The organism is Gemmatimonadaceae bacterium, assembly GCA_036273715.1.
Taxonomy (GTDB): Bacteria; Gemmatimonadota; Gemmatimonadetes; order Gemmatimonadales; family Gemmatimonadaceae; genus JADGGM01.
Genome location: DASUHB010000074.1, coordinates 1 through 13,406, shown reverse-complemented (window position 1 = coordinate 13,406; position 13,406 = coordinate 1). Strand labels below are relative to the sequence as shown.

Here is a 13,406-nt window from a genome sequence, read left to right as displayed (position 1 = left end):
ACATTCCCACGGGCCAGCCCGGCGAAACGCTCCCGTTGGACAGCGCGTGGGGCGCCGTGCGCGACGCATTGCTGCGCGGTCTCACCCACGCGCTGAGCAATCGCGTCATGGCCATCGCGACGCTCTCCGACCTGGCCGGCGACGCCGGCGCGGCCGTAACGACGCGCAGCGTGCTCGCCTCGGAAGCCGGTCGTCTGGATGCGCTGCTCCAGCAGTTCCGCCTGCTGTCGCCGCCGCCGCCGGGACCTCCGGAACCGCTCAACGTCGCCGACGTGCTGTCCCCGCTCGTCGAGCTCGCGGCGCGTCATCCCGACGTCGCGGGTACGCCCAGCGACATTCGCGTCGCCGGCGGCGTGCAGCCGGCGTTCGTCGACACCGGACATGTCGGACGCATCGTGCCCGCGCTCGTGATCGCCGCCATGCGCGTCGCGCGACGCGTCCGCGCGACCCGCGTCCAGGTGGATGTGCTGGGCGATGCGCGATGGGTGGTCATCCGTGCGACGGCCGGCGACACCGGCCCGACGGGCGCGCAATCGAACGAGGCCGCAGCCGGCGCGCCGGCGATCGGCATCGCCGAAACCGCGCGGGGCGCGTGCTACGAGCTCCTCATGCCGACGCTGGCCGCGGCGCGACGCCGCGAGCGCGGCGCGAGTTAGGCGTTAGGCGACCGAGCGCATCGGCGCCAGCGCCGCGCGCAGCCGGCCCATCGCCTTCTGCTTGATCTGCGAGACGCGCGACTCCGTCACCTCGAGCACCCGCGCGATGTCCTGCAGCTTGAGCTCCTCGAGAAAATACAGCGTCAACACGCGCCGCTCGACGTCCGGCAGCTCGAGCAACGCGGCCCGCAGGTGGGCGAGCTCCTGCTCGCGCGTCAGGCGCGCTTCCACTTCAATGCCGTCGCTCGCCGCGAGCGACTCGCCCAGCGTCCGCACTTCTCCTTGCTCGCCGGTGCCGGGCATCGGATCGTCGAGGCGCAGCATCGCCGTGCTCGCCGCATCCGCCTGCCACCGGCTCACCGTCTCGACGTCGACGCCCATCCGCACCGCCGTCTCCCGCGCCATCGGCGTCCGGCCGAGGTCGTGCGCCAGCCCCGCCTGCGTCGCGCCTAACGCCCGAGCGCGGCGGCGGATCGATGACGGCACGTGATCCAGCCGGCGCAGCTCGTCCACGATCGCGCCGTGGATGCGCGGCACCGCGTACGTGCTGAACGCCAACCCCCGATTCGGGTCGAACCGGTCGATCGCTTCGGCCAGGCCAAGCGTGCCGGCGCTCACCAGCTCGTCCAGCTCCACGGCGCCGCCCAACCGGCGATGAACGCCGCGCGCCACGTGGTATACGAGACTGAGATGGGCCGCCATCAACTGCTCGCGACCCTGCGCGTCACCCGCCGCCAACCGCTGCCACAGATCCGCGTCCGACATCGTGCCTCACCGAAGGAGTCCCGGCCGGACCACTGGTGCGTCGTCCGGACGACCCCCTCAAAAGCAACCGGTGTTCCACACTCGATTGGACGGATTTCATGCGTCCGCCGGCGGCGGCGCCGCATGCCTAACGGCTTGTGCGGGTGTCTGTTAGGCGGTCCCTGAACGGGCGCCGGCATCGCGTCGACCCGGCGCCCGAGGGCGGCCGGACGGCAGGGCAAGAGTGCCCCGCGGCAGGTATTGCCGGACCGGACCGGGCAACCGTTGCCGCGCCCGGCACCGGCTCAGTCGTCGGCAGCTTCCGACGACGCCGCCGGCGGCCCGTTCAATTTGTAGCGCAGCGTACGCACGCTGATCCCGAGCAGCGCGGCCGCCCGCGTCCGGTTCTGACCCGTAACCTCGAGCGCCTTGGCGATCAACACCTCTTCGGCAGCGTCCAGGCTCAGTGACGTAAACACCACGCCATCGCCGAGCGCGCCGGAGGCCGAGCCGTTGGTCGCGCCGTTGGTCGACACCAACTGCACGGGCGCAGCCGCCCGTCCGTTCTTGAACGTGTCCTGGTCTAACGAACGCGCCTGAAGTATGGGATCCGAGCTCAGAATCACCGCGCGCTCGATCACGTGCTGCAACTCGCGCACATTCCCCGGCCACTCGTGCTGCTGCAGCAGCGCCAACGCCTCGGCCGAAATTCCGGCGACATCCTTGCCCGCATCGGCCGCCGCGCGCAGCGCGAAGCGATGCGCCAGCACCGGGATGTCGTCCAGACGCTCGCGAAGCGGCGGAATGCGCACCGGAATCACGCTGAGACGGAAAAACAGATCCTGACGGAACCGGCCCGCCGCCGCTTCCGCGGCGAGATCACGGTTCGTCGTCGCGACCACGCGCACGTCGACGCGAATCGGCGAGGTGCCGCCCACCCGCTCGAATTCCTGCTCCTGCAACACGCGCAGCAGCTTCGCCTGCAGATCGAGACGCATTTCGGAAATTTCATCGAGCAGCAGCGTGCCGCCGTGCGCTCGCTCGAACGCGCCTTCGACTCGCTTGAGCGCACCCGTGAACGCGCCACGCTCGTGACCGAACAATGCGCTCTCGACCAAGCCCTCGGGCAGCGCAGCGCAGTTCAGCTTGATGAATGGCTTCTCGCGCCGGTCGCTCAACTCGTGTATCGCGCGCGCGAATAATTCCTTGCCCGTGCCCGACTCGCCTTGCAACAACACCGTCGCACGAGTCGGCGCCGCTGATGCGGCCGACTGGAGCGCGCGACGAATAGCCTGACTCTCGCCGATGATCTGCCGCTCGCTGCGCGCTTCCATGATCTCGCGCTTGAGCGCCGCGTTCTCGCGGCGCAACCGCACCAGCTCGAGCGCCTGATCGACTGCAAGCTCGAGCTGCGCCGCACGCACCGGCTTGGTGATGTAGTCCACCGCGCCCGCTTTGATCGATGCAACCGCGTGCTCGATGCTCGCGTAGCCGGTCATCATGATCACGGGCGTGTCGATGCCCTCGCGCTCGAGATGCGCGAGCAGATCGAGCCCGGTGTTGCCGGGCATACGATAATCCGAGATGATGAGATCGATGCCGCCGCGCGCGAGAAGCGCCAGCGCTTCCGGCACGTTGGCCGCGTTCAGCGGTTCGTGCCCAGCCTGCTTGAGCGTCTCGGCGAGCAGCAGCGAGATCGATTCATCGTCATCGACGCATAGGATGGTAGCCATGCGTCTGGATGACGCACCGACTCGGCGAGCGGCAACAATTTCCGAGACACGACTGCCGGGCGGAATCGGCGCCCTCGCCATGCGCCGGGTAGTTCAGCGCTAGAGGCCGCTAAAGTTCCGCGCGGACTGACCGATCATCATGGCATGATGACCACACCGCGTTGGAACGACGCCGGCGACCCGCGCGAAAATCGCGATCGCAATGGCGCTCTCGCCCGCAGCCGGTCCCCCTGGTCGGGCGCACGTTCGATCTCGACCCGTCAGGTCGATGAGATCAAGCGGCGACTGCGCAGCGGCGCCTACGACACGCCGCAAACACTGGATGCGCTCGCGCGCCGGCTGATGGACAGCGGCGAGCTCTGAGCGACTCTCAGCCACGCGAGCGAGGTCCCGGCGCCGAATCCTGGGCGCCGATGTGCGGCAAGTGCTGGCTCAGCCACGCACGCGTGTCCTCGAGATCGCCAGGAACGAGCTGATGCCCGGTCCGTTGCCAACGGAGCGACACGTCGGCTCCGGCCGCGCGCAGCACGTCGGCCAGCCGCTGTGTACGCTCCACGGGTGAGAACGGATCCACCTTCCCGGCCGAGATGAGGACCGACGTGCCGGCGAGGTTCGGCTGGGTCGCCGGCTCGAGCGGCATGACCGCGCGCAGGAGCACCGCGCCGCGCAACAGCCCGGGGACGAGCAGGAGCAGACTGGCGGCCATGTTGGCGCCGTTCGAGAAGCCTAACGCGAACACCGAACCAGGCGCGAATTCGTACGTCGTCGCCGCGGCGCCGATGAAGGCTGCAAGCGCCGGCACGCGCGCACGGATGTCGGCCTCGTCGAAGACGCCCTCCGCGTGTCGGCGGAAAAAGCGCGGCATGCCGAGCTCGCTCACCGGTCCGCGCGGGCTGAGCAGCGATGCGCCAGGCGCCAACTCTTCGCCTAACGGAATCAGGTCGGACTCGTCGCCGCCCGTGCCGTGCAGGAGCAGCAAGGTGGGCGATGCGGCGCCGGAGGCGCCGGGCACCCAGCGGTGCGGCCACTCCTCGAGCGTCGTCACCGCGCGAGCTCCGGCGCGGTCGTGCTGATCCGTCGCGCCATCCCCGGCGCATCTGCGGCGTGCATGCCCAACGAACCTCGAGTCGATGTCGACCCGAATGATGTCGCCGTGCGCTCCGCGCGGGCAATCGCGCGGGACAGGAGCGTCAGCCGTGCACGTCGTTCAGTCGGCGCACCACCGCGCGTCCAAGACGGCCGAGATTCATGGCGAACGCCAGTCCGAGGGCGCTCGTCGCCCCGCTGATCCACACTTCCACCACTTGCCGCGTGCACCGCACCTCGGGCCGCGTCGCGGGGAGCGGCGTTCCCGAGTGATGGAGCTCGTCGATGTAGAGCGGCTCGGTGTCGAACAGCAGGCTCGTGAGCAACGCGGCCATCGATTCATCGCCGCCACGGTGGCGCCTGAGATCCAGGATCAAGCGCTCCCCACGAGCGACGCGCGCCATCGCCGCAATTGCAGTCATGCGCGCCGCCGGTGTGCCGACGAACTTGCGCACCTCGATGATTCCCCGCCCGGTCGAATCGACATCCGCCGACTCGATACCATGGCGGTTGAGCCAGCCCTCGCGCTGCGTCTCGGGCATCCGCTCGACCGCGCGCATCGCTGCAACGGGACGCCGGCGCGACAATCCCGTATCGAGCATCCACAGGTTCAAGGCCATCGTACTCATCGGCAAGCTCCGAACGGGTCGCACCATCGGTGTCACTGATTCGACACTGGTGAAGCGTGAAGGGTTTGCATGCGACCTCTGGTCGCTCCGACACGGCGTGCAGTACTATCAAGCCTTCCCGCGCCCCACCCGTTCGCCCTCTTTCTCGCATGCCCATATGCATCCGATCTGGACCGACATCCTGACGCCTGGTGTTCCGCTGCTCGACAAGGTCATCCGCACTGTCGTCGTGTACCTCTTCCTGCTCGTTGGGCTTCGACTGGCGGGCAAGCGCGAGTTGGGCCAGCTGAATCCGTTCGATCTGGTCGTGCTGCTGGTGCTCTCGAACACGGTGCAGAACGCGATCATCGGAAACGACAACTCGCTCGTTGGCGGGTTGTTCGGCGCCGTAGTGCTCCTCGTGCTCAACTACGCCGTGGTGCGGTTTCTCTTCTTGCACCCGCGACTGGATCGCCTTGCCGAGGGTCGCGAAGTGATGCTGATCAAGGACGGGAAGCTTCTCGAGCGTCGTCTGCGCCGGGAGCTGATCACGCGGTCGGAGCTCGCGTCGGCGGCACGCAAGCAGGGCATCGATGACCTGAGCACCATCGAGTGCGCGCGGCTCGAAGTGGGCGGGACGCTCACGTTCGTGTTGAAGCATCCGACCGGTGAGGAGGGCTGGCACGACGTCATCACGCAGCGCATGGACCGCCTCGAGGGCAAGATCGAGCGGCTCCTGGATGAGGTGCGGGCGCGCCGCGATGGCGCTTGATTCCGTTAGGCAGTCAGCAGCCAGTCGGGATGTTTGAGGTGGAATCCGGTGTGATTCTGGTAGGCGCGCGCCAGGGCGAGGGCCGGCGCTTCACCGTACAACCGGCCGAGGAAGGTCAGCGATACGGGCGTGCCGTCGTCGCGGAATCCGTTAGGCACGATCACCGCCGGATGCCCCGTCAGGTTCGTCGCCACGAGCTGCGCGCCGAACGTCGGCGTGACCACGACATCGACGTCGGCGAACGTCTGCTCGATCGCCCGCATGGCCAGCGTCCGCGCCCGGTTGGCGTTCACGTACTCTACCGCAGGGATGAACCGCGCGACCCGGAACGTATTCGGCCACGCGTCCGGACCCTGCTGGGCCATCTCCTTGTCGCGCCCCGACCGCGTGAGCTCATCGAACGCCGCCGCACCCTCGGCGCGCAGCACGATCGTCATGGCGCCCCACGGCTGGTCGGGCAGTTCCACCGGCACGAGCTTCGCGCCGATCTCGCGTAAGGCATCGAGCGCTGCGTCATCGAATTTCTTCGTCGGGTGATCCGCGTCGAACGCGCTCTTGATGTATCCCACCCGAAGCGAGGACGGCGCGGTGCGCGCGTCGAACGGGAACGCCGCATCCACCGCCGTCGGATCGCGGCCGTCGCTGCCGCGAATCGCGTCCAGCACCAGCGCGCAGTCCTCGACGCTCCGACAGATCGGTCCCAGCTTGTCCATCGTCCACGAGAGCGCCATGGCGCCCGTGCGCGGCACACGCCCGAACGTGGGCCGCAGGCCGGTCGCGCCGCAGCGCGTGGACGGCGATGAGATCGAGCCCAACGTCTCGCTGCCCACCGAAAAGCCCACGAGTCCGGCGGCCGTCGCGCACGCCGGCCCCGCCGACGAACCGCTCGACCCTTGATCCGGCTTCCACGGGTTGCGGGTCATGCCGCCGAACCACACGTCGCCCATGGCGAGCTCGCCTAACGAAAGCTTCGCGACGAGCACCGCGCCCGCCGCGTCCAGGCGGCGCACCACGGTAGCATCCTCGGGAAGCATCTGATCTTTGAAGGGGGTGCTGCCCCAGGTCGTGGGATAACCCTTCACCGCCAGCAAATCCTTGGCGCCCCAGGGAATGCCGTGCAACGGCCCGCGCGATCGGCCGCGCCGCGTTTCCTCATCGGCCGCGCGGGCGTGCTCCAGGGCCCGGTCCGCCGTCAGCGTGATCACGCAGTGCAGTTTCGGATCGAATTCCTGCAGCCGATCGAGCGATAACCGCGTCAGCTGCTCGCTCGTCACCTTGCGCCGCCGCACGAGCGCTGAGAGCTCGGTGACGGGCAGAAACGCGAGCTCGGCGTGCGAGGCGGGCACCGCGCGCGGCGCCACCGTCGACCGCACGATCGGGTGCCCGCCCGTCGCGAGGGTCGTCCCCGGCGGCACCGGAGTGAAGTGCACGGCCGGCACGACGTCGTTGGTGAGCGTGATTCCGTGCAGCGTGCCGAGCTGTTTTTCCTGTTGCGTTAGGCCGGCAACCATCATCGCCCGCTCGTCGTCATCGAACTCGAGCCCGGCGAGCTCCGCTGCCTTGGCCACCGATTCGCTCGTGATTTCTTCGCCGGCCGATGTCTGCGCCCAGAGTATGCCGGGCAGCAGCGTCGTGCTCAGCCCAACGGAAGCGAAGTACTCGAGAAACGCGCGGCGAGAGCGGCGAGGAGATGACGCGAGGGTGGACATGCGCTCGACCCGGAGATGGTTGGAATGGGACGGACGGGCGTGAAGCTACCGGCGCGCACGCACGTGCGCGAGAGTCCGCCGGGCGCTAGCGCAACCACTCGTCGAGATGGGCCCGCACGAAGTCGTCGTCGCGCAGCTCCGGATACGCCGCCGAGACACGGGTGATGGCCTCTGCCTGCCCGGGCGAGAGGACGTCTCGCGCATCGAGGCACCGCGTGCTGCGCACGAGCCCCTGGCGGTGCAGCACCTCCTGGATGCCCGCAATGCACCCCGCGAATCGGTTGGCCGCATCGAAAATCGCCGCGTTCGCATCGGTCAGCGCGGCGGCGCGCGCGAGCCATTGCGCCGCGGGCGCCGCGGATGCGGATGTCCTGATCTCGTGGAGCAGCGCGACGGCCCGGTGCGTCCACACCGCCCACTGCCCGAGCAAGCCGCCCGCCATCCGCATCCCGTTAGGAAACGTCGTCAACAGGTCGGCGACGATCGCGTCATCGTTTCCGGTGTAGAGCGCGATGTCGCGGCGGCCCGCATCGCCCACCGCGCGCACCACATCCCAGGTGGCATAGCGGTTGAACGGCGCGATCTTGATCGCCACCACCGCCTCGAGCGCCGCGAACCGCCGCCAGAACTCGTAGCCTAACGGACGGCCGCCCACGGCCGGCTGCAGGTAGAACCCGAACACCGGCAGCACCTCGCCGACGGCGCGGGCGTGTTCGAGCAATGCCGCATCGGGCGCATCTCCCCAGCCGCCGTAGCTCACCAGCGCCGCGTGATATCCGCGATCGCGCGCCAACGCCGCTTCGGCGACAGCCTGCGTCGTTTGGCCGCAGACGCCGGCCACGCGCGCGATGGCGGCGCGTCCGCCCGCCTCGAGCTCCTCCAACACCTCCGCGGCCAGCGACAACACCGGCTCGAGCAGACCGTGCTCTCGAATCGCGAACTGCGTCGTGTGAACGCCCACGGCCAATCCACCGGCGCCGGCGCTCGCGTAGTAGCGCGTCAGCGCTCGCTGACACCGATCGTCCAGACGGCCGGATGCATCCAGCGCCAGAGGATGCGCGGGAATCGCCTGGCCCGCAGCCAGGTGCGCGCGGATGTCGAACGGCGCCGGGATCAAAACGCGCCCCGCCGCTCCTCAAAGTGCGTCGGCTTGTCCAGCACGCGGCCGCCGCGCTGGAGCCAGTCGGCAATCCACGCCATCATCTGCCCAACGGACACGGCCGGCGGCCCGAAGAGCGCGATCGACCGGCTCGCATCGCTCAGCAACGCATCCGGCGCTTCGTCGCCCTCGATGCGCGGCGTGCGGCCTAACAGACGGCCGGCATGCTCGGCCAGATCGCGAACCGATAGTGTTTCGCCGCCCGTAATGTTGATCACGAACGGCGGCGACGCCGCGTGCGCGAAGCATTGCAGCGCGCGCGCGTTCGCATCGCCCTGCCAGATCACGTTCACGTAGCCCATGCGCACGTCTATCGGGTCGCCGCGCAGCACGGCGCGCACGATGTCGACGAGCACGCCGTACCGCAGCTCCACCGCGTAATTGAGGCGCACGATCGCCATCGTCGTTCCGTCGCGGCGCGACGCGAACTCCAACACACGCTCGCGGCCGAGGCACGACGCCGCGTATTCGCCGACCGGTGCCGGCGGCAGGTCTTCGCGTGCGCCGCCGCCGGCCGCTGGAGTGAGTGGATACACGTTGCCCGTCGAAAACGCGATGATACGCGCGCCCGCATACCGCTCGGCGACGTACGCCGGGACCACCGTGTTCATCATCCACGTGGCGCCGGGTGCGTCAGTCGTGCCGAATTTCTGACCGGCCATGAACACGACCAGCGGCGCCTCGGGCAGCGCGCGCACCGCCGCATGGTCCGACAGGTCGCAGCGAATGGTTTCGACGTGTCCCATCCGGAGCGCGGCATCGGCACCGGGAGAGGCGAACCGCGAGACGGCGATGACGCGGTCGCGGCGGCCTAACAAGTCCAACGCGCGCCGCGCCATGCGCGCCAAGGTCGGGCCCATCTTGCCGCCCGCGCCCAGCACCACCAGGTCGCCGCCCAACGGCCGCAGCGCGTCGAGCACCGCCGGCGTCGGCTCGGCGAGCCGCCGGTCCAGGTCGTCTTCGGTGTTCGGGGCGGGATCACCCGCGGGCCCGGACGCCGGCATCGCCGGCATGACGCGGCGCTGCACCATGCGCGCCTCGCCTAACGGAACGCGGCGGCGCCGCTCATGCCGCGGCGCGCGCGTAGCGCTTGAGGCGGTCGACCATCGCCGTGAGCCCCGCCTCGCGGGCCCCCAACCCGATGTCGTGCATCATCGTCGGCACGATGTCCGATGGGATCGCCAGCGTCGTCGATGGCGGTTGGTCGTTCACCGCCGAAAACAGGATGGCGAGAAACGCCGCCACCGTCGGCGACTGCCGCACGTTCACGTCGGCGAAAAAATGCAGCCGCCCTTCGCGGACTTCCGGAAAGATGTCCACGCGCGTCTGACATTCGGGCACGGTGAAATTCGACCGGTCGATGGCCGTGTAGCGCTCGGGCAGCGGCTCGAGCTTCTTCGCGTACGAGACGAGCGCCTGCATCTTCTCCTCGCGGCCGAGCGAGCGAAAGTACCGCAGCACCCGGTCGAGAGACGGCGGCAGCGGCGCGGCGTCGTGTTCGTTAGGCGTCGATTCGTTGGCCATATGACTCGTCCCGCACAGGTCGTTCACGCGCGAAACATATACGACGGCCGGGGCTGCCGGCCACGCGCTGTCGCACGTCCGGAACGCCGCCGCGGTTGCCGCCGCCCGGTGCGCGGGAGATCTTGGAATGGACGCCCGACGGCGTCACGAATCGACAACACAGCAAGGAGCAAACGATGCCGACACGTGTGGCGACGGCCGTGTGGGAAGGCGGCCTGCAATCTGGGACAGGGTCATTTTCGGGGCAGAGCGGCAAGATCGGCGGCGCGTATTCGTTCGGCACGCGGTTCGGCAATACGCCGGGCTCGAATCCGGAAGAATTGCTCGCGGCTGCCGAGGCCGCTTGTTACAGCATGGCGCTCTCGCTCGGCCTGGAGCAGAACGGCACACCGCCGCAGCGCGTCGAAACCAAGGCCGCGTGTACGATCGACAAGGTCGGTGAGGGATTCAAGATCACGACCATGGTGCTCACGGTGCGCGCCAAGGTCCCGAACGTCGACGCGCCCACCTTTCGAAAGATCGCCGAGGCCACCAAGGACGGCTGTCCGGTGTCCGGGGCACTCAAGGGCAATGTGAAGATCGACCTGAACGCGTCGCTCGACGCGTGACCCATCCTGCCTAACGCTTGACCGTCATCCCTTCCGCGGCGGCGTCTGGTCGTCGTCCGTCTCGGGAGGGAGCGTCGACGGCGCCGTTTCGACGGTCGTGATCGTCGCCGTCTCATCGCCGACGCGCACGTGCGACCGCCGGAAGCGCCACGGCAGCGCGCGGAACTCGAGACGAATCGTTCGGCTGGCCCGATTCGCGGAATCGAGCCGCGTCGCGTGTGCGGCGAGAAGGTCGCTGCGCGTCACGATGCCGACAACGTGATCCGGATCCGCCCGCGTCACCACCGGCAGACGCCCGACGCCCTGGCGCACCATGTGGTCGGCCGCCTGTCGCACCGTGCTCTCCGCGAAAATCACCACCGGCGGCCGCTTGATCACATCGCGCACCTTCGCATCGATCGGCAGCTCGAGATCGAGCAGGTCCCCGCGGCCCACGACGCCTAACAGCGTACCATCCTTGTCTACCACCGGGAACCCCTGGTGCCGCGACTCGTCTTCACGCGATGCCATCCAGTCGCGCACTTCTTCGATCGCATCATCGGCATCGAGCGCGACGACATCCGGTGACGCGACATCCTTCACCAGAATCTGCGACAGATAGTCGACGGCATAGTCCGATTCCACGTCCGTCCCGCGCCGCGCCAGCTTCTCCGTCATGATCGTGCTGCGCATCATGAGCAGCGACACGAGATAGGCGGCGCTGCACCCGCCGAGGAGCGGCAGCAAGCCTAACGGTTGCCGCGTTGTTTCGAACGCGAACACGACCGACGCCAGCATCGCCCGCGACGCGCCCGCGAAAATCGCCGCCATCCCGACCAGCGCCGCCACGCGCACGTCCAGGCCCAACCCGGGTGCCAGCGCGATCACCACGCTGCCGAGCAGCGAGCCCAAGCCGCCGCCGATCGTGAACAACGGCGCCAGCGTTCCGCCGGACGTGCCGCTGCCCAACGAAATCGCCCAGGACACGAATTTCGCGACCACCAACACCAGCAACGCAACACCGACGATGTTGCCGGCCACGATGTGCTCGATGTTGTCGTACCCGACGCCCATCGTGTGCGGCGCGAAGTACCCGATGATGCCCACCGCCAGCCCGCCGATCGCCGGCCACCACATCCAGTGAATCGGCAGCTTGTCGAATCCATCTTCGATCGCGTACACCGCGCGCGTGACGTAGACCGATGCCAGGCCGACCACCGCGCCGAGGACGATGTAGGTCGCCAACGCCGCGCCGCCCGGCTGCACGATGTTGCTCATCGGGAAGATCGGACCCGAGCCCATGAAGGCGATACGAACGGCGGTTGCCGTCGCGCTGGCCAGCGCCACCGGCACGAGCGACCGCGCTCGATACTCGAACAGCAGCAGCTCGATGGCGAGCAGCACGGCCGACACCGGGCTGCCGAACGTCGCCGCCATGCCCGCAGCGGCGCCGGCGGCCAACAGGACCTTCCGCTCGTCCGCCGTGGTGCGCACCAGCTGCCCAACGAGCGAGCCTAACGCACCACCCGTCGCGATGATCGGGCCCTCGGCGCCGAACGGACCGCCGGTACCGATAGCGAACGCCGCCGACACCGGTTTGAGAATCGTGACCCGCGGCGGGACGCGGCTCTCGTTGTACAGCACCTGCTCCATCGCTTCGGGAATGCCGTGGCCGCGAATGGCCGCCGAGCCGTAGCGCGCCATGATGCCCACGATCACGCCGCCGACCACGGGCACCAGGATCACCCACAGCCCGAGATGATTGTCCGCCGGCGACGAGAATTCGGTCGAGAACCGCCCGTAGAACGACAGGTTCGTGATCAGCCCGATCAGCCGCATGAGGACGACGGCGACGAATCCCGCCCCGAACGCGACGAGGATGGCGAGTCCGCTGATGAACACGATGCGGCGATGATTTTCCGCGCGCTCGTGCGGGACATGCGCGGCGTCGAGGGCGGGTCCCATCGATGGCGCAACCGGCAACCCGCCAGTGGTGCTTGCGCTCGAGGCCGTCCGATCTTTCATGCAGAAGCTCGTCGGGTGTACGGGAGGCGCCGCGCTCCAGCGAATCCAGAGCGCGGCGCCGGGATTAATGTATAGACATCCAATATAATCGCCCCAGGCCACAGGCGGACACTACAGGCGGACACTACAGGCGGACACAACAGGCGGACACAACAGGCGGACAACAGCGACAGGCGGACAACAGCGACAGGCGAACAACAGCGACAGGCGGACAACACCGAACAAGGCGGACACCGCGCGGATGTTCGGCGCTGTAGTTGCATTCCGCCCCTAGCAGGTTGCGGAAAAAGGAGGAATTGAGGATGGCGCGGCAGATGCGCGATGGTTAGTATGGCGCGACCTCAACATCGAGCGTGAGCGATGCGCGGGAGCGAGCCGCAGCAAGGAGCGCTATTCAGTGTGGTATCGATCGAGGACCGGATTCCGGCGGACCATCCGCTGCGCGCGATGCGTCCGGTGGTGGATCGGGCGTTAGCGACGCTCTCGCCGACCTTTGATCAGATCTATGCCGATGGCGGCCGGCCCTCGATCCCCCCCGAACACCTGCTGCGGGCCCTCTTGCTCCAGGTGCTCTATACGGTGCGGAGCGAGCGGCAGTTGATGGAGCAGCTCGAATATAACTTGCTCTTCCGGTGGTTTGTGGGGTTAGGCATCGACGACGCGATCTGGGATGTGACGGTGTTCACGAAGAATCGGGAACGCTTGCTGATCGGCGATGTCGCGGACGGCTTCTTCGCCGCGGTGCTGGCGGAGGCGCAGGCGGCGGACCTGCTCTCGTCCGAGCACTTCACCGTGGACGGCAC

General features: G+C 68.3%; 14 protein-coding genes. 5 read left to right on the top strand and 9 right to left on the bottom strand.

All coding sequences use genetic code 11. The features are described from left to right. Positions 1-56: 56 nt before the first annotated feature. Positions 57-656 carry a hypothetical protein gene (locus tag VFW04_18470; GenBank protein HEX5181322.1) on the top strand — a complete coding sequence of 200 codons (600 nt, stop codon included), beginning with the start codon at positions 57-59 and terminating at the stop codon, positions 654-656. Between the two features lie 3 nt (positions 657-659). Here the strand turns inward: VFW04_18470 and VFW04_18465 are convergent, their stop codons facing one another. Continuing rightward, positions 660-1,421, bottom strand: coding sequence for a FliA/WhiG family RNA polymerase sigma factor (locus tag VFW04_18465; GenBank protein HEX5181321.1), 762 nt, complete (start codon positions 1,419-1,421; stop codon positions 660-662). Positions 1,422-1,705: 284 nt separating this feature from the next. Further along, complete coding sequence (locus VFW04_18460) at positions 1,706-3,133, bottom strand: sigma-54 dependent transcriptional regulator (GenBank protein ID HEX5181320.1); 1,428 nt, start codon at positions 3,131-3,133, stop codon at positions 1,706-1,708. Between the two features lie 144 nt (positions 3,134-3,277). Here VFW04_18460 and VFW04_18455 point away from each other — a divergent pair, with 144 nt between their 5' ends. Next, on the top strand, positions 3,278-3,496 hold the full coding sequence (locus tag VFW04_18455; protein ID HEX5181319.1) for a hypothetical protein: 219 nt from the start codon (positions 3,278-3,280) through the stop codon (positions 3,494-3,496). A 7-nt stretch (positions 3,497-3,503) separates the two neighbouring features. Here the strand turns inward: VFW04_18455 and VFW04_18450 are convergent, their stop codons facing one another. Then, positions 3,504-4,178, bottom strand: a complete 675-nt coding sequence (locus tag VFW04_18450; protein ID HEX5181318.1) for an alpha/beta hydrolase — start codon at positions 4,176-4,178, stop codon at positions 3,504-3,506. A gap of 145 nt (positions 4,179-4,323) precedes the next feature. After that, positions 4,324-4,848 (bottom strand): hypothetical protein, encoded by a 525-nt coding sequence (locus tag VFW04_18445; GenBank protein ID HEX5181317.1) that lies wholly within the window; start codon positions 4,846-4,848, stop codon positions 4,324-4,326. Positions 4,849-5,005: 157 nt separating this feature from the next. Here VFW04_18445 and VFW04_18440 point away from each other — a divergent pair, with 157 nt between their 5' ends. Continuing rightward, positions 5,006-5,599 carry a YetF domain-containing protein gene (locus VFW04_18440; GenBank protein ID HEX5181316.1) on the top strand — a complete coding sequence of 198 codons (594 nt, stop codon included), beginning with the start codon at positions 5,006-5,008 and terminating at the stop codon, positions 5,597-5,599. A 5-nt stretch (positions 5,600-5,604) separates the two neighbouring features. Here VFW04_18440 and VFW04_18435 read toward each other — a convergent pair whose 3' ends face one another. From VFW04_18435 to VFW04_18420, 4 genes are all read right to left on the bottom strand, one after another. Next, positions 5,605-7,308 (bottom strand): amidase, encoded by a 1,704-nt coding sequence (locus VFW04_18435; GenBank protein HEX5181315.1) that lies wholly within the window; start codon positions 7,306-7,308, stop codon positions 5,605-5,607. An 85-nt stretch (positions 7,309-7,393) separates the two neighbouring features. After that, a complete protein-coding gene (locus VFW04_18430; GenBank protein ID HEX5181314.1) occupies positions 7,394-8,425 on the bottom strand; it encodes a dihydrodipicolinate synthase family protein in 1,032 nt (343 codons plus the stop codon). Then, a complete protein-coding gene (locus VFW04_18425) occupies positions 8,422-9,498 on the bottom strand; it encodes an NAD(P)-dependent oxidoreductase (protein HEX5181313.1) in 1,077 nt (358 codons plus the stop codon). The genes VFW04_18430 and VFW04_18425 overlap by 4 nt, the downstream gene beginning before the upstream one ends. 34 nt (positions 9,499-9,532) lie before the next feature. Next, positions 9,533-9,991: a SufE family protein gene (locus tag VFW04_18420; protein ID HEX5181312.1), complete on the bottom strand. Its 459-nt coding sequence runs from the start codon at positions 9,989-9,991 to the stop codon at positions 9,533-9,535. 176 nt (positions 9,992-10,167) lie between these two features. Here VFW04_18420 and VFW04_18415 point away from each other — a divergent pair, with 176 nt between their 5' ends. Then, entirely contained in the window at positions 10,168-10,599 is a 432-nt protein-coding gene (locus tag VFW04_18415) for an OsmC family peroxiredoxin (protein ID HEX5181311.1), read from the top strand. A gap of 24 nt (positions 10,600-10,623) precedes the next feature. Here VFW04_18415 and VFW04_18410 read toward each other — a convergent pair whose 3' ends face one another. Next, on the bottom strand, positions 10,624-12,603 hold the full coding sequence (locus VFW04_18410; protein HEX5181310.1) for a chloride channel protein: 1,980 nt from the start codon (positions 12,601-12,603) through the stop codon (positions 10,624-10,626). A gap of 360 nt (positions 12,604-12,963) precedes the next feature. On the opposite strand from VFW04_18410, the gene VFW04_18405 reads away from it, so the two are divergent. Then, positions 12,964-13,406 (top strand): transposase (locus VFW04_18405; protein HEX5181309.1); only part of this gene is annotated, 443 nt, incomplete at its 3' end.

Bases quoted from the DNA above. Each gene is read 5' to 3' on its own strand.
- VFW04_18465 (HEX5181321.1), bottom strand. From the start codon at position 1,421: ATGTCGGACGCGGATCTGTGGCAGCGGTTGGCGGCGGGTGACGCGCAG.
- VFW04_18460 (HEX5181320.1), bottom strand. From the start codon at position 3,133: ATGGCTACCATCCTATGCGTCGATGACGATGAATCGATCTCGCTGCTG.
- VFW04_18455 (HEX5181319.1), top strand. From the start codon at position 3,278: ATGATGACCACACCGCGTTGGAACGACGCCGGCGACCCGCGCGAAAAT.
- VFW04_18445 (HEX5181317.1), bottom strand. From the start codon at position 4,848: ATGAGTACGATGGCCTTGAACCTGTGGATGCTCGATACGGGATTGTCG.
- VFW04_18440 (HEX5181316.1), top strand. From the start codon at position 5,006: ATGCATCCGATCTGGACCGACATCCTGACGCCTGGTGTTCCGCTGCTC.
- VFW04_18435 (HEX5181315.1), bottom strand. From the start codon at position 7,308: ATGTCCACCCTCGCGTCATCTCCTCGCCGCTCTCGCCGCGCGTTTCTC.
- VFW04_18425 (HEX5181313.1), bottom strand. From the start codon at position 9,498: ATGGTGCAGCGCCGCGTCATGCCGGCGATGCCGGCGTCCGGGCCCGCG.
- VFW04_18420 (HEX5181312.1), bottom strand. From the start codon at position 9,991: ATGGCCAACGAATCGACGCCTAACGAACACGACGCCGCGCCGCTGCCG.
- VFW04_18415 (HEX5181311.1), top strand. From the start codon at position 10,168: ATGCCGACACGTGTGGCGACGGCCGTGTGGGAAGGCGGCCTGCAATCT.
- VFW04_18410 (HEX5181310.1), bottom strand. From the start codon at position 12,603: ATGAAAGATCGGACGGCCTCGAGCGCAAGCACCACTGGCGGGTTGCCG.